Raw genomic sequence first — 21844 nt, forward strand, 5'->3', positions numbered from 1 at the left:
AGCACCACGCCGTTCTCAATGCAGCCAAGCAACTGGAGCAGCGCGGCTGCGAAGTCAGCTTCGCTCCCGTGGATGGCCGCGGGCTGGTGGACCCCGAAGACGTGCGGAGGGCCCTCCGGCCGAATACCAAGCTCATCTCCATCATGACGGCCAACAACGAAACCGGTGCCGTACAACCGGTGGAGGAGATTGGCCGTGTCGCCGCCGAAGCCGATGTCTACTTCCATACCGATGCTGTCCAGGCAGCCGGCAAAGTACCCATCGATGTGGAGCGCATCGGCTGTGACTTGCTCACCATTTCCGGCCACAAGATGCATGCCCCGCAGGGAACCGGAGCGCTCTACGTGCGCCGTGGGACGCTGCTGCGCCCGCTGTTTTACGGAGGCAATCACGAGCGCGGACGCCGCGCCGGCACCGAGAATGTCCCCGGCATCGTCGCCTTGGGCCGGGCTGCGGAGCTGGGGCGCGACGGCCTAAGCAACGGCGAGATCGCGCGCCTCCAGGGTCTTCGTGACCGCCTGGAGACTGCGGTCCTCGAGGAGTTCGAGGGCGTGGGTGTCAATGGCGCTGGTGCGCCGCGTGTCCCCACTACGACCAACGTCTTCTTCGATTGGATCGAGGGCGAGGCCCTGGTGATTGCGTTGGACCTCAAGGGCCTGGCCGTTTCCACCGGAGCGGCGTGTTCCTCGGGCGCCGTCGAGCCCTCCCACGTCCTCACGGCCATGGGGGTTTCGCCCGAGCGGGCGCGTGCCAGCATGCGCTTCAGCCTGGGGAAACAGAACACCGCCGAAGACGTGGACTTCGCACTGTCTGTCCTGCCGGAAGCGCTGGCGCGGCTGCGTGATCTCTCGCCCGTCTACCAGAAGCGCCGGGCGACCGTCGGCACCTAGGCGCGCTCTTTCGCGCCTTGGGGCGAATTAGAATCATCGATGTAGCTGGTGCTGACTGCTGAGTGCTTATCGCTTATTGCTCTTATGGCTGCCTCCACCATCGCCGTCGCCATGTCGGGCGGGGTTGATTCCTCGACGGTCGCGGCCCTGCTGCGCGACGAGGGGCATTCCGTCGTCGGGCTCACCATGCAGCTCTGGGACCAGCGCCGTCTGTCAGGACATCCAGGAATGCCCGAAGCTGTGCACGGCCGCTGCTGTTCCATCGAGGATGTGCATGACGCGCGGCGGGTTGCCGAGGACCTGGGTATCCCGCATTACGTCGTCAACCAGCAGGCCCGCTTCGAGCGTGACGTCGTCCGACCCTTCGTGCACGAGTACCTGGCCGGCCGCACACCCATCCCTTGCAGCCTGTGCAACAACCATCTGAAGTTCGATCAGTTGCTCATTACGGCCCGGCAGATCGGGGCCGACTCGCTGGCCACCGGCCACTACGCGCGGATCGAGTTCGATTCCGCCAGCGGGCGCTGGCTGCTGCGCCGCGGAGTGGACGAGACCCGCGACCAGAGTTACTTCCTCTTCGGCCTGACCCAGGAACAGTTGAGCCGCACCCGGTTCCCGCTGGGCGGTTTGCGCAAGACCGAAGTTCGTGAACTGGCGCGATGTCACGGCCTGGCTGCCGCCAACAAGCCCGATTCGCAGGAGATCTGCTTCGTTCCCGGCGGCGACTACAAGCTGTTCCTCGAAGCCTACCTTCAGGAGCAGGGCCAGTCGCTGCCTGACTCCGCGGGCGAGCTGGTGACGCCAGACGGCACCGTGCTCGGACATCACGCCGGTGTCCACCACTTCACGGTGGGACAGCGCAAGGGCCTAGGCGTGGCCACCGGGTCGCCTCTCTATGTGCTTTCCGTGGATGGCCAGACGCACCGCGTGACCGTAGGCAACGAAACCGAGCTCTACTCTCAAACACTGCGAGGGCGTGGTGTGAACTGGATTGCGCTGGCTGAGCCCACCCGCCGGCTGCGCGCCGCGGTGAAGGTCCGCCACCGCCACGAGCCGGCTCCCGCGTGGATCGAGCCTTCCGGGGAAGGCGGCGTACAGGTCGCTTTCGATGAGCCCCAGCGCGCCGTTACTCCCGGCCAGGCCGCGGTATTCTACGACGGCGATGTCGTGCTGGGCGGCGGCTGGATCGCCTGAATCAACAAGAGAGCCTCCGCTGTGCGGAGGCTCTTGTAGTTCCTGATTGCGCCAATCTAGATAAACATTTCTTCTTCTTGCGCGGCGCGCGCGGCTTCGCGGGGCGTTGATGGGCGTCGCGAGCGCCCGAAAAACGCGTCGATGCCGACTCCCAGTCCCTGCACCAGCGCGGCCAGTTGCCGCACCGGCGAGATGACCGTGTCATGCATGAGGTCCGTGGTTTCTTCCACTTTGTCCAGGGCGCGGGAAACCAACTGGTCGGCGCGGATCACCTGCAGGCGTGTGCGGTCCACCGCGTCTTCGGCCAGTTCGTCCAGACGTCCGGCTTGCGTTTTCAACGTGGCCGTCGCCGCCGCCAAGTCGCCGGTGATGGCCGCCAGGTTGGGACGTATGTCCTGCAGCATCGCCGTGGCGCCATCGAGCAGCGGTAGACCCCGCTTCTGGATCTCATCGGCCAGTCCATCGATGCGCGTGGCGGTGCGCCTGACGCTCAGGAACAAGCCGATGAGAATCCCCATCTGGATGACGACGGCGATCGATGTCGCCGCCACAAACAGCATCAGGAGTGTCTGCGTGGATTGATCCATGCGGATGTTCTCCGCCTGCTGCCGGCCCCTTGAGCCGGCGATTCACCGCCTACGACGACTTCTTGCTCGCACCTTCCGTTACGCTCTCACGATAGGCCTGCTTGCCGGCCTCCACCGCGGCGCTCAACTGCTCCTTCTGCCGCGAGACGGCTTCACGCCCACGATCGGCCCACTGCTCAGCCTGCTGGCGCGCCTGCCGCCCGCGGGTGGCCAGGTAATCGCGCCCTTCCTCCGCCTTCAGACGGAGCGACTCGCGGGTTTCCTCCCCGGAGCGCGGAGCATACAGAACGCCCAGCAGGGCGCCCAATCCGAGTCCTGCAACGAACCACATGAAGCTGTTGCCACCATTGTCCTGCGCCATGACTGCCTCCTGGAAATAAGGTGGAATCTCGATGGTAGCACCCAGGCATGTCGTTTTACAAACGCGACCGGTCAGGGCTTGTGAGTCGGCCGAATGTGCACTTCGCTGGCGAAAGCTTGCGGAGCCTGCGTCACCAGCATGGCGACGACGTGGGCGATGTCCTCAGGCTGCAGCAGCTTGGCCGGGTCCTTGCCCCGGTGCGGCCCGAGTTCGGTGTGGGTCGAGCCGGGACAGATCAGCGCCACCCGGATGCCGTAGCCACGCAGCTCTTCTGCCACGGAGACGCTGAGTCCGTTCAGGCCCCATTTGGAAGCGGCATACGCGGCGCCGTTGGGCAGCGGGTTCTTGGCCGCCAACGAGGAGATGTTGATGATGTGGCCGCGGCGGGCGCGAATCATGGCCGGCGCGAAAGCACGGATCGCGAGGTACACGCCGCGCAGGTTCGTAGACAGGATGCGGTCCCACTCCTCCGGGCTCACCTCGTGGAGTGCCTGACCGAAGCCGCCGACGCCGGCGTTGTTCACCAGGATGTCCGCGCGGCCGAACTCGGCCTCGACTCGGCGGGCCAGGGCCTCCACCGACGCCAGTTGGGTCACATCGCATTCGAGCGCGAGGGCACGGCCACCGGCTGCGTGGATGGCCGCCGCGGTGGCCTCCAGGGGGGCGCGCGACCTGCCACAAATCACAGCAATCGCACCCATCGAGGCCAAACGGCGTGCGATAGCCGCGCCGATGCCGCGGCCGCCTCCGGTTACGATGGTAACCTGCTCGGCGAGGGGCTCCTCGTTGCTCATGGCGACGGTCCTTCTCGTGGTGTCAATAGCTTACTGTAAGAGCGAGGCTGGACAAGCCTCCGGCCATCTTCCCGTGGGGGAGGAGCATCTTAACTACGTGAGAGCGCTTGCTGATGTTGCTTGCGCCTGACGGGGCGGGTTCCTATAATGTCGCATCCGCGGCTGGTCCGCGCAGGTTCCAGTGGGGCGGGCTGGCAGGTCGGGTCCGGTTCCCTGGACCCGAGTCGCGGGATCCCCTTGCGGCGACGGGGCCCAGGGCGGAAGCCGTCGCTGCATTTCCCAAATCTGAAGGAGCACCGATGAAGAAGTCGCACGTGATAGTTGCGCTGGTTCTGGCGGTGGGTCTGTTGGCCTGCATGCCCCAGCCGGCGTGGGCCCAGAGTATCAAAGACCCCGCAGAGTACAACGCCTATGTCGGCGCTCTGAATCAGCAGGATCCACAAGCGCGCATCAGCGCTCTGGAGGGTTTCCTCATCCAGTACCCCAATACCGTGGCCAAGGAAGACGCCCTGCTGGGATTGCTGGGAGCCTATTTCCAGACCCAGAACCAGGCCAAGGCCATAGAGACGGCGAACCGGCTCCTGCAGGTGAACCCGGACAGCTTGCGGGGCCTGGTGGTGCTGGTTTCCACCAAGCGCGCCGCCGCCCAGGCGAACCAGAACCCGCAGCAGAATCTGGCGGAGGCCAAGCAGCTCGCGCAGCGGGGCCTGAATGCTCTCGAGACTGCCAAGCCGCGGGAGGGCGAACCACTGGCCGACTTTGAAACTCTCAAGGCCCAGGCAGGGATCATTTTTCACGGCGCCATCGGTCTTGCGGCCATGCAAGACAAGCAGTACGCCTTGGCCCAGCAGCACCTTCGTGCCGCCGTGGAGGCCAATCCGAATGATGTCAACGACGTCTACGCGCTAGCCACGGCCTATCTTTCCAGCGATCCGCCGGATGATGTGAACGGACTGTGGTTCACTGCCCGGGCCGCCAACCTGGTGGCGGGCACGCCGGCGGAGAAGCAGATCTCCGACTTCGGCCGCAAGCGCTATCGCCACTACCACGGCAGTGAAGAAGGCTGGCCGGAACTGCTGGCTCAGACCAAGGGCACCCCGCTGCCGCCTGCCGGCTTCAGCATCAAGCCTGCGCCTACGCCGGCCGAGCTGGCCCAGCAGATGGTGAATGGCAAGGCCGTGCGTGAGATGAACTTTGCCGAGTTCGAATTCATCCTGGGCGTGGGCGGAGCTCCGGCGGAGAAGGTGTGGACCGAGCTCCAGGGCAAACCGCTGCGTTTCCAGGGCAAGGTGATCGGCGCGTCGCGCACCACGCTGCGGCTGGCGGCCACGCAGGACGCCATCGATGAGAACCGGGCTGACGTCGAATTGGCAATGACAGCAGCGCTACCGGTCCGTCTGGTTCCGAAAGCCGGTGCCGACATTGCAGTAGAGGGTGAACCCACCGCCTATGACGTCAAGCCGTTCCTGATGAAGATGCAGAACGGAACGCTTCTGCGCGGACGCTGAAGAACTTTCACCAAAGAAAAGGCAGCCCGAGGGGGCTGCCTTTTTCTCTTTCCGGGCGGGATCAGCGGGCTGCTTTGCGCTCCATGGGCGCGGGGCGGGCGCTACGCGGAGGGCGGCGCACTCCGTTACGCAAGGCGCGAATGTCCAGCTTAAGCTCCTGGATGGTGCGTGCCAGCGTATTGCGGTGCATGCCCAACTGCCGCGCGGCGCGGCATTGGTTCCCCTGGTTCTCGATCAGCACGGTAAGAATAAAGCGCTTCTTGAATTCACGTACCGCTTCCGAATAGAAGATCCCGCTGTGATACATCTGCGAAACCAGAGCTTCGAGTTGGTCTTTCACCTCGCGCCTCTCTTTCCAGTTGGCTCGGTTGCAGCAGTGAACGCAATCACTTCCTGTTCGATTCTTTCCCGCGCGTTTCCTCCGGGGCTCGTCCGCCGGGGACGACCTTGAGAAATCGCTCGCGGATTTCCCGTGGCGCCACCCGTGCCATCATGCGCCCGGTCATGAGCACGTAAGGCCCGAAGGCCGATCCTGCCAGCACGCGGGATTCGGGCACAAACGCCGCCAATACCATGACCACCACCGTGGCCACGACAATGCCGCGTACCAGACCGAAAACGGCGCCCAGCAGCCGGTCGAACCAACGCAGGCCGGATTCCTTCACTACCCCGCTCACAAATCGCCCCAGCATTCCGGCCAGGACCATCACCAGCACGAATACAGTCAAAAATCCCGTGGCGTCAGCGACGGCATCACTCTTCACGTAGGGCGCGAACCATGCTGCCACCCGTGCATGCTGCCACGCCGCCAGCCAATACCCGACCACCGCCCCGCCAAGAGAAAAAAGCTCGACGAACAAGCCTTGTCCCGCGGCCATCAATACCGAGGCCAGCACTACCATCAGGATCAGCCAGTCCAGACTGGACACCGGTGGCTACACCTCCAGCTCGCGGCCGGTCAGTCTGCGATAGGCCTCCTGATACTTCGCGCTGGTCTTGTGCGCCACCTCGACCGGCAGAGCCGGCGCCGGTGGCTGCTTATTCCAGCGGATGGACTCCAAATAGTCCCGAACGTACTGCTTGTCGAAGGACTCCTGCGGACCACCCGGGCGATACTTGTCCGCGGGCCAGAAGCGCGAGGAATCCGGGGTGAGCACTTCATCCGCCAACACCAGCCCGGCGGGCGTGCGGCCGAACTCGAATTTGGTGTCGGCTATGAGAATGCCCCGTTCGGCGGCATAGTCAGCCGCCTTGCTGTAAATGCGCAGGGTCAAGTCGCGAAGCGTCTCGCTGAGTTCGGGGCCTGCGCGTTTGACCATCTCGGTAAAAGGAATGTTCTCGTCGTGCCCGCTGGTGGCCTTGATGGCGGGCGTGAAGATCGGCTCCGGAAGCTTGTCGGATTCCTGCAGCCCCGCGCGCAGCTTGATGCCGCAGACCGAGCCGGTCTGCCGGTATTCCTTCCAGCCGGAGCCGGAGAGGTAGCCGCGCGCCACGCACTCGATGGGCACCATGTCCGCCTTGCGCACCAGCATGGAGCGGCCACGCAACTGGTCGGACCAGGGCTGCACCGCGGCCGGATAGTCCTCCACCCGGGCCGTGATCAGGTGGCTGGGAACAATCTCCTCCAAGAACTCAAACCAGAAGAGAGAGAGCTGGGTCAGGACCCGGCCCTTGTGCGGAATGCCCGTGGCCAGAACGTAATCAAATGCGGAGATGCGGTCCGTGGCGACGAACAGCAACGTGCCGTTCAGCCGGTACAAGTCGCGCACCTTACCACTGGCATGCAGCGGTAGCCCAGGAAAGTCGGTGCTCAACAGAACATCTGGTTGTGAGGTTTGCGTGGTCACGGTCGGAAGAACTCAGCAGGAAAAACGAAGCGTATTCTAGCCGCCGAAGAGAATTTGTCAACGGAACCCCGGGAAAATCGTCGCGTCCCTCGTGACCGGCGCATGATGAAAAACAGTTGACAGAAAGGGGAGAGTGGTGCAACCCGCGCCGGAAGCGGGCTACATTCCACCTCGCATGTGGAAAACTCAGGCGGTTCGGGAGTGAACCAAATGTTCGCCGAACTTCACGGAGACCAGCTTGGAGATTCCCGGCTCCTGCATGGTGACGCCATACATCATCGGCGCCATGTCCATGGTCCGCTTGTTGTGGGTGATGATCACAAACTGCGTCTGAGCGCTCATCTCGCGCACCAGCTCGGTGAAGCGCCCGACGTTGGCTTCATCCAGCGGCGCGTCCACCTCGTCGAGGACACAGAACGGGCTGGGCTGATATTGAAAGATGCCCACCAGGAGCGCGAACGCCGTCAGGGCTTTCTCCCCGCCGGAAAGCAGCAGCACGTTCTGCAACCGCTTGCCGGGCGGCTGGGCAACAATGTCGATACCGCTCTCCGCGGCGTTTTCCTCGTCGGTCAGGCGCATGAAACCCTGGCCGCCGCCGAACAGCTTGCGGAAGGTCATCTGGAAGTTTTCGTTGATGCGCTCGAAGGCTTCCTGGAAGCGGTGGCGGGAGAATTCGTCGATTTCGCGTATGGTGTTCTGCGTGTTGACGATCGATTCCATCAAGTCCTTGCGCTGGGAATCCAGGAAGGCGTAACGCTCCGCCGTCTCCTTGTATTCCTCCAGGGCCATCATGTTGACGGGGCCCATGGCGTCCAGGCGCGCACGGAGTTCGCGGTGCGCGGCATCTTCGGCAGCGAGCGCCTCGCCGGTCAGGTGGATCAAGGCGGTATCGGCGCGCAGATCGGCGGCAGTGACGTTCAGCTCGTTGAGGCAGGTCTCAGCCAGGTGCTCGGAATCGGAGTTCAGCTTGGCCAGTAGCGCGGCCACCTCGCCGCGCCGGTCGCGGGCGCCGTCGAGGGAATGGCGCGCGGCGCGCAGCTCCTGATCGATGGCCAGCAGCCGGGCGCGTGACTGCTCGGCTTCGCCGCGCAGCGAAGACTCTCGCGTAGCGAGTTCCACCTGTTCGAGTTCCAGAGCCTGGACCCGCGCCGCCAGTTCGATGTTCTCGGCTTCGCGTTGCTGGCGCTCGGCGATGCTGGACGCCACCTGGGCAAGCAGGCCTTCGACACGGGTGGATACCTCGGCCACCAGAGCTTCGATCCGGCCCAAGGCGGCGGCTGCCGCCACCCTGCGTTCCTCGAGCGCCGCGACCCGCGCGGTCATGGCAGCGGCAGCCTGGGCGGAGCGGTCGCGAGCTGCCTTGAGAGCCTCAAGCTGGGCCTGAGCGTCACCCAGTTCCCGATCGAGGACGTTGCGCCGCGCTTCGACCGACTCCAGCTCTTTGGCGCGGGCAGCGAGTTGTGACCCCAGATCCGAGCCCTCGCGCAAACAGCGATTGCGCTCGCCTTCGTACGTGGCCCGCCGCTCGGTGAGTCGCGCGACCTCGGAGTCCAACTGCTGAAGTGTATGCCCGGAAGTCAGGGCCTGACGCTCGGCTTCACGCCGCTCCGTTTCCAAGCGGTCGAGCAGGGAAGAGAGGGCCGCGGCTTCCCGGGACATTTCCGCCAGGCGGCGTTCCTCGTGAAGAATTTCCTTCTCCATGTGGCGGAGCTGGCGGTCCAGCTCCCGCAATTCCCGCTTAAGGGTCAGGGGGCCCTGCGCGTGTGGTTTGCCTCCGGTCACGGTGACGTTGTGGAAACACTCGCCGCCCGGGGAAAGAAAGAACGCGTTCGGATTCTCCAGCGCCAGGTTGCGAGCTGCATCTGAGTCGGGCGCGATGTAACCGTCGCGCAGTTTGGGCAGGATCACTTCCAGCGAGTTGCCGAAACCGTTCAGCACCCGGATGCAGCGGGTGAGCGGAACGATGGAGCCTCGCGGCGGAGCGGGCCGTGACGCTTCGTCCACGGCGAAAGAGAAGCGGGCTTGCGCATCATCCGGATGCACAAGGAAAGTGGCGCGGCCATCGGCGTCGCTGCGCAGGAGGCGCAGGCCTTCATCGGCCGCGTCCCAGGATTTCACCACGATGTAGTTGAGCTCATCGCGCAGGAAGCCCTCGACCACGCGCTCGTGCGCATCGTCCACCTCCAGAAAGTCAGCCAGCACGCCGACGGGACGGAAATCGCTGGCCCCGCCGGAGCGCATTAAGCGCTTTACCGATTCCGTGGAGTAGGCGTGTTCGTTGATGACCGAGTCCAGGGACGAGCGGCGCCCGGTGGCGGAGGCGAACTCGGCGCGCAATCCGTCCAAACGTGACTTGGCTTCGGTTTCGCTCGCGCGCAGTTCGTCCAGACGGCGGCGAGACTCCTCGGCCTTGGCGGCGAGGGCAGAAACCCGCGCCCCGGCAGACTCGAACTCCAGCGCCAACTGGCCTCGGCGTCCAGTAAACGCGTCCAGTTCGGTGCGGGTCAGGGCCAAATCATGCTCCAGGCGGCCGAGCTCGCGCTCCAGGGCGGCCTTTCGCTCGGATGTTTGGGCCATCTGGTTGCGGACTTCGGAGGCGGCGGCGATGATTTCGAGCGTTTGCGTGCGACGCCGCTCCTGCAGTTGCTCGAGCTCCGCCAGGGCAGTGGCGGCGGCCTGCGCCTGCTGCTGGCAAGCTGTGGTTTCCTCCTGTGCGGCCTGCACGTCGGCCTCGGCGGACTGGAGGACAGCACGATTGGAATCGCGCTCTGCTTCCAGCGCCGTGAGATTGGCGCGCGTGGGTGCCAATTCGGCTTCTGCCTGAGTGGCCCGCTGCTCGAGTTCGGCACAGCGCTCGTGGTTATGGCGTTGCTGGGCAAGCGCGCGGTCGGTTTCCAGGGCGATGGCGCCCGTTCGTTCGCGTAAGTGCGTATTTTCACGTTCCACGGCATAGCTGCGCTCCGTAAGCGCGGCGTGCTCGGTATCCAGGCGATCGACGATGGCGGCGGTGGCATCCATTTCCGCCGCGATGGTCTCCAACTCCGCCCCTCGGGCGACGGTCTCCCCTGCGAACTGGGCCAGCTTGCTGGCCAGGACTACACGCAGCCGGGAGCGCATCTCCTCGCGCAGCCGCACGTAGCGCTCGGCCTTCGAGGCCTGTCGCTTGAGTGAGTTCATCTGCCGCGTGACTTCCTCGAAGATGTCACTGATCCGCGCCAGGTTCTGCTGGGCCTGCTCCAGGCGGGCTTCTGCCAGCCGCTTCTTCGTCTTGAACTTGGTGATGCCCGCTGCTTCCTCCAGGATGGCGCGGCGGTCGTGTGGCCTGCTACTGAGAATCTGTCCGATGCGGCCCTGCTCGATGATGGCGTAGGATTCCGGTCCCAGGCCGGTTCCCAGGAATATGTCCTGGATGTCACGCAAGCGAGCCAGCTTGCCGTTGATGAGGTACTCGCTATCGCCGGAGCGGAACAGTCGACGGGTCACGACAATCTGGCCGGCTCGCGTCTCCAGCTTCTTCAAACGCCGGCGGCGAACCTTGAGCACCACTTCGGGCGGGAGAGCGCCGTCCACGTCGGCGCCCACTTCGGGCTCGTCCTCCTCGGCGGGCTGGCCGGGTTGCAATTCGCGGGCGGCGTTTTCGGTTTCCGCGGCGGCACGGGAGCGAACTGCGGCTTCATCCCAATCGTCGCCCGGCAGCTCGTCGCGTACTTCAACTTCGACCTCGGAGGCCAGGTCCGCGAGCGGGCCTTCGTACACCTCGGGGTCGATCAGCGTGAGCGAAACCTCGGCCATGCCGTTCGGCTTGCGGTCGCGGGTTCCGGCGAAGATCACGTCTTCCATGCGCGAGCCGCGCAGGGTCTTGGCGGACTGCTCGCCCAGCACCCAGGAGATGGCGTCGGCAATGTTGGATTTGCCGCACCCGTTGGGCCCGACGATGGCCGTGACACCCTCGCCGTCGAACTTCATCTCCATGCGGTCGCAAAAGGACTTGAAGCCGAGAATCTGCAGCTTCTTGAGTTTCAGCAAGTTCTACTCCTTGGCCCGACTTCGGCGTCGGGTCCGTGGGCCCGCAGAGCGCATGGAGGCGCCCGTCACCAAGCTGATGGGACTGCACCCCAAAGCGACGCTCGACGCGCCAAGGGGGCTCAGCCGAAGACAACCGGGACGCCCCCAAATGTCCCTCACTGTAGCGGCTAAGTTGCGCGTGGTCAAGCAATAAGCGCCCAAGATATTGGGGTTCGATGCCTCCGACCACAATTGGTTGCACACAGAACGGTGCACCGAAGCCGGTTCCTCAGTTGGGTGGGAAAAGGAGGTGACAGAAACCGCCAGAACGCCTTAGAGCATAGCGCGGTCGGGCAGGGGAATCAAGCGGCAAGCGAATACGCCCGAGCCTGGCGGACCCGCTAGTTTATTGCCCGAGAAGTAACCGGGGCCGCTATCACAGCTTCTGCAGGAACCGGATAATGGACTCGATGCCCCGGTAGAAGTTCGGTATGTGGAACTTCTCGTTGGGCGCATGAATGTTGTCGTCGGGCAGGCCAAAGCCCATCATCACCGTGGGGATCTTCAGGAACTCCTCGAAGTCAGAGACGATGGGGATAGAGCCCCCGCTACGCATGTACACCGTCTCCTTGCCGAAGACCTCCTTCATGGCGTCGGTGGCGGCTCGTACATAGTGGTTATCGGTGCGCACCAAGCTGGCGGGCCCGGCCGAATGCTTCTTGATGTTGACCTGGATGCCTTTGGGCACGATGGAGCGCACGTATTTCCCGTACTTGTTCCATATGTCGTTAGGATCCTGGTCGGGCACCAGGCGCATGGAGACCTTGGCCGCAGCGCGCGCAGGAATCACCGTCTTGGCGCCGGCCGCGGTGAAGCCTCCGGGCATGCCATGCACTTCCAGGGTGGGCCGGGCCCAAGTGCGGTACAGCACGGAATATCCCGGCTCTCCTGTCAACACGGAGGAGCCCACTTCCGCCTTTCGATAAGCTTCTTCATCGAAGGGGAGCTTTTCCCAAGCCGCCAGCTCCTCAGCGGTAGGTTGCTTCACCGCATCGTAAAAGCCGGGTATCAGGATTCGCCCATTCTCATCCTTCAGCTTGCAGAGGATGCGCGCCAGCGCTTCGAGCGGATTGGGAGCGGCCCCGCCGTACATGCCGGAGTGCAGATCGACCATGGCGCCCTGCGCTTCGATCTCCGTGTAGACCAGTCCGCGCAGTCCGACGCACAGCGTGGGCAGATCGGGCGCGAACATCTCGGTGTCGGAGACCAGGGCAACATCCGCCTTCAGGCGCTCGGGGTGCTTGCGGACGAACTCGGCGATCGACTCGCCCCCCACCTCCTCCTCGCCTTCGATGATCATGCGCACGTTCAACGGCAGCTTTCCGCCGCCGGTCTTCATCAATGCTTCCAGCGCCTTCAGGTGCATGTACATCTGGCCCTTGTCGTCCACCGCGCCGCGCGCATAGAGGTTTCCGTTGCGCACCGTGGGCTCGAACGGGGGCGATTTCCACTCCTCCAGCGGGTCCGGAGGTTGCACGTCGTAGTGCCCGTAGCAAACCACGGTGGGCTTGCCGGGCGCATGCAGCCAGTCGGCGTACACCAGCGGATGTTGGGGAGTCGAAATGATTTCGACGTGCTCCAGGCCGATGCGCTTCATCTCGTCCGCTATGAAGCGCGCCGCGCGTTGGACGTCGTCCTTGTGCTCGGGCGCCGTGCTGACGCTGGGGATACGGATCAGGTCCTTCAGTTCATCCAAGAATCTCTGCTGGTTGTCGCGGGCGTAGGCAACGGCGGGAGAGGCCATCCGTACGATTGCTCCTGGAATAGGTTCACGGCAACGGCCGTTTCAGTATATACCGCAGCCTTGATGTCACACGTGCCGCTCAAGGTTCGCGACGTTTCCTTATTGCGATGCAATTCCGGGCAGTGGTTAAATCGGGTGAACGCACCTCAGCCCGGCAAGGAGGGAAAGTTGGCAATGTCGATTTGTCCGCGCTGCTCGGTTTCGATTCCTGCCTTCTCCCGCTGCGATCGCTGTGGCCTTATGCTGGGATATGACGGGCTCACGGTCCTGATCGAGTGCGATGATTCGCGCGCCATGGAGAGCGCGCGCAAGCTGGCGCGCCGCCAGCCATCGTACTCCGAGCACCAGGAAGAAAACGGCCGGCGCTTCCTGCGCGTGACTTTCAAGTTCTCCCAATTGGATGAATACAACCGGCTGGTGGAGGCCGCCGCCCGGCTGCCGCGGAGGCACGCCTTCGTTAACGGCCTCGAGGTCCCCTGGGCCCGGCTCAGCACAGATGAGCTTCCCACCGCAAGAGCGTCGCGCTCGCGCGCCGGATCGAAAGCCAGTAGCCAGGGCACCGATGCCTAGATAGTTAGCCTCAGGCGGTTGGCAATTGACACGCTCTCTTTCTGGCCTGACAATCGAAGCGCACATCACACATTCCCCAAAGGAAACGAGACTATGAACGGTAGCGACTCCCCCGGCGGCTCCGGTGGCGGGATGAAAATCGTCCTGTTGGCCGTAGCCGGTCTGTACATCCTGGCTTCGCTGTACCTGATGTTTGACATGCGCGGCCGCATCGGCACGCTGGAGGCTTTCCAAGCCACTTCCAGTGCAACGCAGAAACAACTCACCGAGCGCATGGAGTCTGCCGACGCCCGCATGAAGGCCACCATCGAGGCGCTGGAAGAAAAGCTTGGCATCACCGAGAAGCAGTTGGACGCCCGCACCGTCGAGCTGCAGCGCGCCCAGAAAGCGCAGACGGCATCGCTCAAAGCGCAGAAGGAACAGATCGCCGAGGTCAGCGGGCAGGTGGAGGGTGTGAAGAGCGAAGTGGGCGGCGTGAAAACCGAGGTCGCCACCGCGCGGACTGAGATAGAAGCCACGAAGGAAAAACTGGAGCGCACCATCGGGGATCTCGGCATCCAGAGCGGGCTGATCGCCAAGACTCGCGAGGAGGTCGATGAACTGCGCCGCCGTGGCGAGCGCAACTACTACGATTTCACGTTGTTGAAGGGCCAGAAGCCTACGCCGGTTGCGACCGTCAGCCTTCAGCTCAAGAAGTCAGACGCCAAGAAGAGCAAGTTCACGCTCAACGTGATCGCCGACGACCGCACCATCGAGAAGAAGGATCGCACCATGCTCGAGCCCCTGCAGTTCTACACCGGCAAGGACCGCCAGCTTTACGAATTGGTGGTCTTCAACGTGGAAAAGAACAAGGTCGTGGGCTACCTGAGCACACCCAAGGGCCCAATGGCCAAAGCTCAATAGGCTGGAGGTTTGCGGGGGCGGCGCTGCTGCTGCCCCCTATGGCCTTTTCTCGGCGATGACCAGCGGCGTGCGGTCGTAAAGATCCAGCGTCACGGTCAGCGACTTTCGTTGGTCAAAACTCTCGCGGTTGACGGGAAACCCGAACAGGAGCATTCCTTCCTGCGTCGCTCCCGGGGCGATGCGCTCTTCCAGGCGTAGTGGGGCGATGCGATACACCGCCAGGTCGGGGAAGGCCTGGAAGTAGCGGTCGTGATCAACCACGGAAGCGGCCTCATCCTCCATCATGCCGGTTTCCCCTCCCGAGGCCACCTCCAGCCGCGCCTTGGCGTTGTGCAGCACCAGCGGCTTCTCGGCCAGATTGTCCACCTTGACGTGCACCACCACCAAGACCTTGTCGTCCGGCAGGGCGACGGCTCCCACGCGTGTGATGGCGGCTGAGGTCCCGGGCTTGGCCGCCTGTCGGGAATACACCCCCACCAGGATGGCGATGACGACTGCAGCCGCAAGCACCGGCAGGATGGGCGGCAACGTGCGCCGAGCGCTATCCATTTCCTCGCTCATGGGCAGGTGCCCGGCATCCGTCTCTAACGCTGGGGTAGACGCTTTCTGTGGTTCGGTAGTCATGCAGCTTCCTTCATGGCCGCGGCGAATTTCTCCGCCGGCAGCGTGTTGAGGACGTCCTGCGGCGTCAGCCAGGCACGGCGGGCCTGCAGCACGCCATACTGCATTTTCTCCAGGTGCGACGTGTGGTGCGAGTCGGTGTTGATCACCACTTTGAGCCCGTGCTTCCGGGCCAGCCGCAAGTGCACGTCGCACAAGTCGAGACGCTCCGGATACGCATTCAGCTCCATGGCCACATCGCGCTTGGCGGCGGCCCGGAATACCGCCTCCATGTCGAACTGATAGCTGTCGCGGCGCAGCAGCAGGCGTCCCGTAGGATGCCCGAGGATGGAGGTGTTGGGATTCTCGATCGCCCGCAGCAGCCGGTCGGTCATGCGCGCCGGCTCCTGGTTGAAGTGGGAATGGACGCTGGCAATGACCACGTCCATCTGCTGCAACACGGAATCGGAGAGGTCAAGGTCGCCGTCGGCGAGGATATCCACCTCGATTCCGGCCAGTACGCGGATGTCGTCGTACTTCTTGCCTGCGGCGCGAATGCGGCGGATGTGGGCTTCGGCCCGCTTGTCGTCCAGCCCGTTGGCCATAGCCAGGTTCTTGGAGTGGTCGGTGATGGCCATGTATTGGTAGCCGCGTGCCCGCGCCGCCTCGATCATCTCCTCGATCGTGTTCTTGCCGTCGGTCTCGACGGTATGCATGTGCACGTCGCCGCGGATGTCGTTCAGTTCCACCAGCCGGGGCAGTTCATGCTGCTCCGCCAGCTCAATCTCGCCCGTGGCTTCGCGCATTTCCGGCGGGATGTAGTCGAGCTCCAGCTTGGCGTAGATTTCTTCTTCTGTGCGGCCGGCGACCGGCTTTTCGCCTTTCAGCTTGGCGAGCGAATACTCGTTCAGCGTGTAGCCCATCTTGAGAGCCCGCTGCCGCAGCAGGATGTTGTGGGCCTTCGATCCGGTGAAATAGAGCAACGCCGCACCGTGCGACTCGGGCGGAAGCAGGCGCACATCCACCTGCATGCCGCTGCGCAGCTTGAAGGAGATCTTGTTCTCGCCGCGCGCCAGGACCTGCGCGATGCCGGGGAATGACGTCACCCTCTCCGCGATGGCATCGAGCTGCTTCTGGCTGGGCTTGGCGCGGTGCGTGATCAGCAGGTCGAGGTCGCCCACGGTCTCGCGCCCGCGTCGCAGCGAACCCGCGGGGGTCACCGCCTCGATGCCCGGTGTGCCGGCAAGGTGCGCCACCAGCTTCTGCGCGGTGTGGTCGGCTTCCTCGATGAGGAAGCGCCCGGAAACGCGCCGGTAATCCCCGATGGCCTTAAGGATCTTCGCTTCGTGCTTTTCTCCCAGGCGGGGCAGCACGCGCAGCTTGCCTTCCCGCGCCAGTTTCTCCACCCCGTCCACGTCGCACACCTGATAGGCGTCCCAGATCAGCGCAATCGTCTTCGGACCGAGGCCCTGGATGTTCAGCAGTTCAAGGATGGTGGGCCGGTACTTTTTCAGCAGGTCTTCGCGCGTCTTCAGGCGGCCGGTCTTCAGTATCTCCTTCAGGTGCTCGAGCATGCTCTTGCCGATGCCGGGGATCTCCAGCACCTGCTTGGGGTCCGAAATGAGATCAACGATGGCCTGTGGGTGGCTGCTGATTGACTCCGCCGCGCGCCGGTAGGAGCGCACGCGGAAGGAATCTTCGCCGTGGATCTCCATCAGGTCGGCCGTCTCATCCAGGATGGCGGCGATGCTCGGGTTGTCCAGCGGCATGGTGGGCGCTCGAGGCGATTCTATCCCGCAGCGTGGCTCCGCGAACAGAAGAAGGCCCAGCCGGACGGCTGGGCTGGAAGGGAGGGCCGGTGTGCCCTTACGACCCGGGAGCGACCTTGGCTACCTTATCGGCCTGCGGACCTTTTTCACCCTGGATGATCTCGAACTCCACGTCGTCGCCTTCTTGCAGGCTCTTGTAGCCCTCGGTGATGATGGCACTGAAATGCACGAAGACGTCCGGGCCGTCGCTGCGCCCGATAAAGCCATACCCCTTGGCGTTATTGAACCACTTCACCTTGCCCCTGATGCGTGCCACGCCTCTGTACCTCCCCTGGATCGACTGCTGTCGCGCCCCAGAACCCGCCTGCTCCTGTTTAGGCTGCGAGTTGGCGTCATTCTGAGATTTTTCTTCCCCAAGGTCAACGCAAATCGAGGCTTCAGCGGGTCTTTTTTTGAGCCAGCCACAGCAGGCCGGCTATGGTCTTGCCGTCGCGGATGCGGCCGCGCATGGCCATTGCGACCGCCCTGCGCAGCGGCCAGAAGCGCTGCTCGATGACCTCGTCGTCTTCCGGCTTGGCCTGCCCGTGGGTAAGGCCCTCAGCCAGGTAGAGGGCCATGGTCTCGTCCAGAAAACCGGGGCTGGGATAGAAGCGCAGGACACGCGTCCAGCGGCGTGCCTTAAGCCCGGTCTCCTCGGCCAGTTCACGGCGTGCCGCGGCCGGTTCGGATTCGCCTGCATCGATTCGCCCGGCCGCCAACTCCCAGAGATACTGTTGCGCAGCGTGACGATACTGCCGTACCAGCAGCACCTCCGTCTTCCCGCTGCGCCGCCGCACCGGCATGATCACCACCGAGCCCGTATGCCGCACCACGTCGCGACGCGCGGTGATCCCTCCGGGCTCGCGGACATAGTCGGTGGTGACGTGAAACACCGGCCCCCGATATGCGCTCCTGGACGAAACCACGCGAACCTGTACTGCGCCGGTTCTTTTGAACGTTGCCATGCGCCTCACTATAGCTGCTCTGTGGCACCGGCCGACTGGCAACTGTTATTCTCGGCGTTCATGGCTCACAGGCCCTCTATCGCGCTGGTCGGTCCCGGAAACCTGGGCTCGGCGCTCGCCGTAGCGCTGCGCCGGACCGGATACCGCATCGACGAAGTGATCGCGCGCGATCAGCCGGCCTCGCGCCGTCGTGCGCAGCGGCTGGCGCGTCGCGTGGGCGCCCGAGCAGCGACCTTCCAGACCGCGCGTCTCCGCGCCGGCCTAGTGTGGATCGCGGTCACCGATGACGCGATCCCCTCGGCGGTGCGTACCCTGGCGCGGCGGGCGGACTGGAAGGGAAAGGTCGCGCTGCATTCGAGCGGCGCTCTCTCCAGCGACCGGCTTCGGCCGCTTCGGCGGCGCGGCGCATCGGTCGGAACGCTGCATCCCATGATGACCTTCGTGCCGCGTACATCACCTTCGTTGCGTGACGTTCCTTTCGCCGTGGAGGGCGACCCCAGCGCGGTTGCGATAGCTCGCCGCGTGGCGCGCGATCTCGGCGGATTCGTCTTTCCTATCCGCAAGCGCAACAAGCCGCTCTACCACGTGTACGGCTCCTTCTCCTCGCCCCTGGTGGTGGTGACGCTGGCCACCGCGGAGCGCATCGCCCGGGCCGCGGGCGTGCCGGCAAGGTCCGTGCGCCAGGCGATTGCGCCCATCGTGCGCCAGACGGTGGAGAACTACCTGCGCCACGGCGCTGCCGCTGCCTTCTCCGGACCAGTGAAGCGTGGTGACGTGGGAACCGTCCGGCGACATCTGCAAGCGCTGCGCCGGGTCAGGGGTGCGCACGCGGTTTACGTAGCGTTGATCGGGGCCGCACTGGAAGTTTTGCCGTCCGGTAACAAGCGTGGAATCAAGGCGTTGCTTCGTCAGACCTGAACTGACACCTTAGCATGACACGCGATGCGTGTCAGTCGACCTTCGTGATCAGGTGTCCGAGCTTTTCCTTCTTAACGCGCAGGTAGTTCGCGGCGTGGGCATGCGGGTCGACCTCACAGGGCACGCGCTCGACCACGCGGATACCGGCGGCCTCCAGGGCAGAAACCTTCTCCGGGTTGTTGGAGAGCAGCCGCACTTCCTTTACGCCCAGGGCCTTCAGGATTTCCCCCGGCAGCACGAACGCGCGCTGGTCGGCCTTGAAGCCCAGACTCTCATTGGCTTCCACCGTGTCCATGCCACCATCCTGAAGCTCATAGGCGCGCAGCTTGGCCATCAAGCCGATTCCGCGTCCCTCCTGCTGCTCGTACACCAGTACGCCCGCGCCCGCCTGCGCGATGAGCGAGAGCGCCAGTTCCAGTTGCTGGCGGCAATCGCAACGCAGCGAGCCGAACACATCGCCGGTCAAACACTGCGAGTGCACGCGCACCAGCGGGGTGCTGGACGTCAGATTACCCATTACCAACGCCACCGCGGCCTCGTGCCGGGGGCCGTTCTCGCTCGCTATGTCGCCCTCAAAGCCGAGAATGCGGAAGTGTCCCCAGCGAGTAGGGAAGTCGGCCTCGGCGACCTTGTGGATGCTGGTGGACATGCTCATCAGCGATTATATGCCGCGGTGCGCAGGGCGCGCTGGCTTGCTGCATCCGTGCTAGATTTACGCCATAGCTTTCATGGACCAGCGCCTTATCCTCGTTTCGCTGCTGCTCAAGCTGGGCGTGGCCGCCGCCGTGGCCAGCGCCTTGGCGCGCTCCCGCTATTTCCAGTCGCTCCTGTTCCGCGAGGAACGGACCACGGAACAGAAAGTCCACCTGGTGCTGTTCATCGCCGTGCCGCTGGCGCTGGGGGTGATCATCCGCGGGCAGGTGCGCAACTTCCTGGCCGCCGACCTGAGCCTGGAAGGCGCCATCCTCATGGGCGTGATGGGCGGTCGCTTCGCCGGGGCCGTGGGCGGAGCGCTGGTCGCGCTTCCCGCTCTCATCTACGGCGAGTTCCTGGCAGTGCCTTTCGCCATGGCGGCGGGAGGCGTGGCCGGAGTCCTGCGCCGCCTGGCAGCCAACTACGAAGAAATCTGGTCGTTCTCGCCCTTCGTCGACCTGGGCGTGTACCGCTGGGTGCGCCGCGTATTGCGCCGTCGCTTCGTGGATTGGCAGACCGGCTTCTTCCTCTGGGTCCTGGGCATGGAATTGGCGCGCACGCAACTGGCGCACCTGTTTCCTGGGCGGCTGTTTGCCCTGCAGCCCACGCAGTGGCTACCGCTGCTGGCCACACTGGCGACGACCGTGGCCGTGGTCGCCATCCCGCTCAAGATCTGGAACAACACCCGCATCGAGCTGAAGCTGGAAGAGCAGGAGAAACTGCTGTTGCAAGCGCGCATGGAAGCTCTGCAGACGCAGATCAACCCGCACTTCCTGTTCAACACGTTGAACTCGGTGTCGTCACTGGTGCGCTTTGATCCGGAGCAGGCCCGCGAACTCATCGTCAAGCTGGCCAGCATCCTGCGGCGCCTGCTGCGCAAGAGTGACAGCTTCGTGCAGTTGCGCGAGGAAGTCGAGTTCATCGACGACTATCTGGATATCGAAGTGGTGCGCTTCGGGCGCGACAAGCTGCGCGTCATCAAAGAACTCGACCCGGCGTCGCTCGAAGTGCTGGTGCCGGCCATGCTCCTGCAGCCGCTGGTCGAAAACTCCATCAAACACGGGCTTTCGCCCAAGGTGGAGGGCGGCTCGATCATCCTGCGCAGCCGCGTGGCTGGAGGCAAGGTGGTCGTGCAGGTGGCCGACGACGGCGTGGGCATGGCCGACCCGGCCGCGCCCATCGGCTCGAGCTCAGGCATCGGCATGTCCAACGTGGCCGAGCGCCTGCAAGTGCTCTATGGCGACGCCGCCGTCATGCGGGTCGAGAACCGCGAGACCGGCGGCACGGAAATCACTCTCGAAGTCCCCATCCTGCAAGTGGCCGACCTCGGTCCGGAGACGAACTCGGTGGCCGCAGCGGCTTACGAGGCGCGTTCCAGCACCCAGCGATAAAACTCCTCATATTGTTTGAGGATGTCCGACGCGCAGAAGCGGGCGGTAGCCGCCTTGCGGGCGCGCTGGCCCATGGCGCGCAGCGCGGCTTCGTCGCTCAGCAGATCAATGGCGTAGCGCGCCATGGTCTCCACGTCGCCCACTTCGGCCAGCATGCCTGTCTCGCCGTGATCAATGACCTCGGGAATGCCGCCCACGCGGCTGGCGATGCTGGGGACCTCGCAGGCCATGGCCTCGAGCGCCGCCAGCCCGAATGATTCCAGTTCGCTCGGCAAGAGCATGAGGTCGGCCACGGCCAGCATTTCGTTCACGCGCTCCTGTTTGCCCAGGAAGTTCACTTTGTCCTGAATGCCCTTGCGGCGGACCATCCACTCGGCGGACGACCGTTCCGGACCGTCGCCGATCAAGAGCAGCCGCGCGGGGAGCTTCTTCTGCACGCGGTCGAAGATCTCGATGACATCCGGGATGCGCTTGACCGGGCGGAAATTAGAAAGATGGACGACGATGCGCTCGTCCTTCTGCGCGTATTCGGCGCGGCGCTCGGCGGCCTGGGCATCGCGGCAGTAGGTGTTGCAGTTCACGAAGTTGTGGATGACGCGGATGGAGTTCTTCAGCTCGAACTCCTTCAGCGTCCGCTCGCGCAGGTAGTGGGAGATGGCGGTGACGCCGTCGCTCTGCTCGATGGAGTAGCGGGTGATGGGCAGATACGAGCGGTCGGCGCCCACCAGGGTGATGTCCGTGCCGTGCAGCGTGGTCACAAACGGCAGCTTGCGCGGCGGAATCGCGGCAGCGAGCATCTGGCGCGCCAGCATGGCGCTCACCGAGTGCGGGATGGCGTAGTGCACGTGCAGCAGGTCGAGCGAATAGTTCACCGCCACCTCAGCCATGCATGTGGCCAGAGCCAGATCGTAGGGCGGATACTCGAACAGCGGATACTGCGAGACGTCCACCTCGTGATAGTGAATGTTGGCCTGCGGTTCGGTCAGCCGGATGGGCGGCGCGTAGG

Annotated in this window: 21 protein-coding genes; 7 read left to right on the forward strand and 14 right to left on the reverse strand. The window is 64.2% G+C overall.

Annotation, left to right across the window (positions count from 1 at the left end):
• Both VLE48_03335 and mnmA read left to right on the forward strand, forming a co-directional pair.
• The coding region (locus tag VLE48_03335; GenBank protein ID HSA92018.1) for a cysteine desulfurase family protein at positions 1–890 on the forward strand (890 nt) is incomplete at its 5' end.
• 84 nt (positions 891–974) lie between these two features.
• Positions 975–2084 carry a tRNA 2-thiouridine(34) synthase MnmA gene (gene mnmA, locus VLE48_03340; GenBank protein HSA92019.1) on the forward strand — a complete coding sequence of 370 codons (1110 nt, stop codon included), beginning with the start codon at positions 975–977 and terminating at the stop codon, positions 2082–2084.
• 56 nt (positions 2085–2140) lie between these two features.
• Here mnmA and VLE48_03345 read toward each other — a convergent pair whose 3' ends face one another.
• From VLE48_03345 to VLE48_03355, 3 genes are all read right to left on the reverse strand, one after another.
• Entirely contained in the window at positions 2141–2671 is a 531-nt protein-coding gene (locus VLE48_03345; protein ID HSA92020.1) for a hypothetical protein, read from the reverse strand.
• Between the two features lie 49 nt (positions 2672–2720).
• Positions 2721–3032 (reverse strand): YtxH domain-containing protein, encoded by a 312-nt coding sequence (locus VLE48_03350; protein ID HSA92021.1) that lies wholly within the window; start codon positions 3030–3032, stop codon positions 2721–2723.
• 71 nt (positions 3033–3103) lie between these two features.
• Positions 3104–3826 carry an SDR family NAD(P)-dependent oxidoreductase gene (locus VLE48_03355; protein ID HSA92022.1) on the reverse strand — a complete coding sequence of 241 codons (723 nt, stop codon included), beginning with the start codon at positions 3824–3826 and terminating at the stop codon, positions 3104–3106.
• A gap of 299 nt (positions 3827–4125) precedes the next feature.
• On the opposite strand from VLE48_03355, the gene VLE48_03360 reads away from it, so the two are divergent.
• Positions 4126–5334, forward strand: coding sequence for a hypothetical protein (locus tag VLE48_03360; GenBank protein HSA92023.1), 1209 nt, complete (start codon positions 4126–4128; stop codon positions 5332–5334).
• Between the two features lie 61 nt (positions 5335–5395).
• Here the strand turns inward: VLE48_03360 and VLE48_03365 are convergent, their stop codons facing one another.
• The 5 genes from VLE48_03365 to VLE48_03385 form a co-directional block, all read right to left on the reverse strand.
• A complete protein-coding gene (locus VLE48_03365; GenBank protein HSA92024.1) occupies positions 5396–5674 on the reverse strand; it encodes a helix-turn-helix domain-containing protein in 279 nt (92 codons plus the stop codon).
• A gap of 46 nt (positions 5675–5720) precedes the next feature.
• The gene (locus tag VLE48_03370) at positions 5721–6263 is read right to left on the reverse strand and encodes a CvpA family protein (protein HSA92025.1); all 543 of its coding nucleotides are present in this window, start codon (positions 6261–6263) and stop codon (positions 5721–5723) included.
• Between the two features lie 6 nt (positions 6264–6269).
• Positions 6270–7148 carry a phosphoribosylaminoimidazolesuccinocarboxamide synthase gene (locus tag VLE48_03375; GenBank protein ID HSA92026.1) on the reverse strand — a complete coding sequence of 293 codons (879 nt, stop codon included), beginning with the start codon at positions 7146–7148 and terminating at the stop codon, positions 6270–6272.
• A 219-nt stretch (positions 7149–7367) separates the two neighbouring features.
• Entirely contained in the window at positions 7368–11207 is a 3840-nt protein-coding gene (gene smc, locus VLE48_03380) for a chromosome segregation protein SMC (protein HSA92027.1), read from the reverse strand.
• Positions 11208–11622: 415 nt separating this feature from the next.
• Entirely contained in the window at positions 11623–12990 is a 1368-nt protein-coding gene (locus tag VLE48_03385; GenBank protein ID HSA92028.1) for a dipeptidase, read from the reverse strand.
• A 174-nt stretch (positions 12991–13164) separates the two neighbouring features.
• Between VLE48_03385 and VLE48_03390 the strand changes: the two genes are divergently transcribed.
• The gene (locus tag VLE48_03390) at positions 13165–13560 is read left to right on the forward strand and encodes a hypothetical protein (GenBank protein HSA92029.1); all 396 of its coding nucleotides are present in this window, start codon (positions 13165–13167) and stop codon (positions 13558–13560) included.
• Positions 13561–13653: 93 nt separating this feature from the next.
• On the forward strand, positions 13654–14463 hold the full coding sequence (locus VLE48_03395) for a hypothetical protein (protein HSA92030.1): 810 nt from the start codon (positions 13654–13656) through the stop codon (positions 14461–14463).
• A gap of 36 nt (positions 14464–14499) precedes the next feature.
• Here the strand turns inward: VLE48_03395 and VLE48_03400 are convergent, their stop codons facing one another.
• The 4 genes from VLE48_03400 to VLE48_03415 form a co-directional block, all read right to left on the reverse strand.
• Positions 14500–15087, reverse strand: coding sequence for a hypothetical protein (locus VLE48_03400; protein HSA92031.1), 588 nt, complete (start codon positions 15085–15087; stop codon positions 14500–14502).
• Positions 15084–16832, reverse strand: coding sequence for a DNA polymerase/3'-5' exonuclease PolX (gene polX, locus VLE48_03405; GenBank protein ID HSA92032.1), 1749 nt, complete (start codon positions 16830–16832; stop codon positions 15084–15086). The genes VLE48_03400 and polX overlap by 4 nt, the downstream gene beginning before the upstream one ends.
• Before the next feature lie 97 nt (positions 16833–16929).
• Positions 16930–17148, reverse strand: a complete 219-nt coding sequence (locus tag VLE48_03410) for a cold shock domain-containing protein (protein HSA92033.1) — start codon at positions 17146–17148, stop codon at positions 16930–16932.
• Between the two features lie 121 nt (positions 17149–17269).
• Positions 17270–17836 carry an NUDIX hydrolase gene (locus tag VLE48_03415; protein HSA92034.1) on the reverse strand — a complete coding sequence of 189 codons (567 nt, stop codon included), beginning with the start codon at positions 17834–17836 and terminating at the stop codon, positions 17270–17272.
• 60 nt (positions 17837–17896) lie between these two features.
• Here VLE48_03415 and VLE48_03420 point away from each other — a divergent pair, with 60 nt between their 5' ends.
• Positions 17897–18754 (forward strand): Rossmann-like and DUF2520 domain-containing protein, encoded by an 858-nt coding sequence (locus VLE48_03420; protein ID HSA92035.1) that lies wholly within the window; start codon positions 17897–17899, stop codon positions 18752–18754.
• A 31-nt stretch (positions 18755–18785) separates the two neighbouring features.
• On the opposite strand, the gene ribA is transcribed toward VLE48_03420, so the two are convergent.
• Positions 18786–19403: a GTP cyclohydrolase II gene (gene ribA / locus VLE48_03425; protein ID HSA92036.1), complete on the reverse strand. Its 618-nt coding sequence runs from the start codon at positions 19401–19403 to the stop codon at positions 18786–18788.
• A gap of 79 nt (positions 19404–19482) precedes the next feature.
• Between ribA and VLE48_03430 the strand changes: the two genes are divergently transcribed.
• Positions 19483–20838, forward strand: a complete 1356-nt coding sequence (locus VLE48_03430; GenBank protein ID HSA92037.1) for a histidine kinase — start codon at positions 19483–19485, stop codon at positions 20836–20838.
• Here VLE48_03430 and bshA read toward each other — a convergent pair.
• The coding region (gene bshA / locus VLE48_03435) for an N-acetyl-alpha-D-glucosaminyl L-malate synthase BshA (protein ID HSA92038.1) at positions 20808–21844 on the reverse strand (1037 nt) is incomplete at its 5' end. The genes VLE48_03430 and bshA overlap by 31 nt on opposite strands.

Source organism: Terriglobales bacterium, assembly GCA_035454605.1.
In the GTDB taxonomy this organism is placed as follows: Bacteria; Acidobacteriota; Terriglobia; order Terriglobales; family Acidobacteriaceae; genus DATMAB01.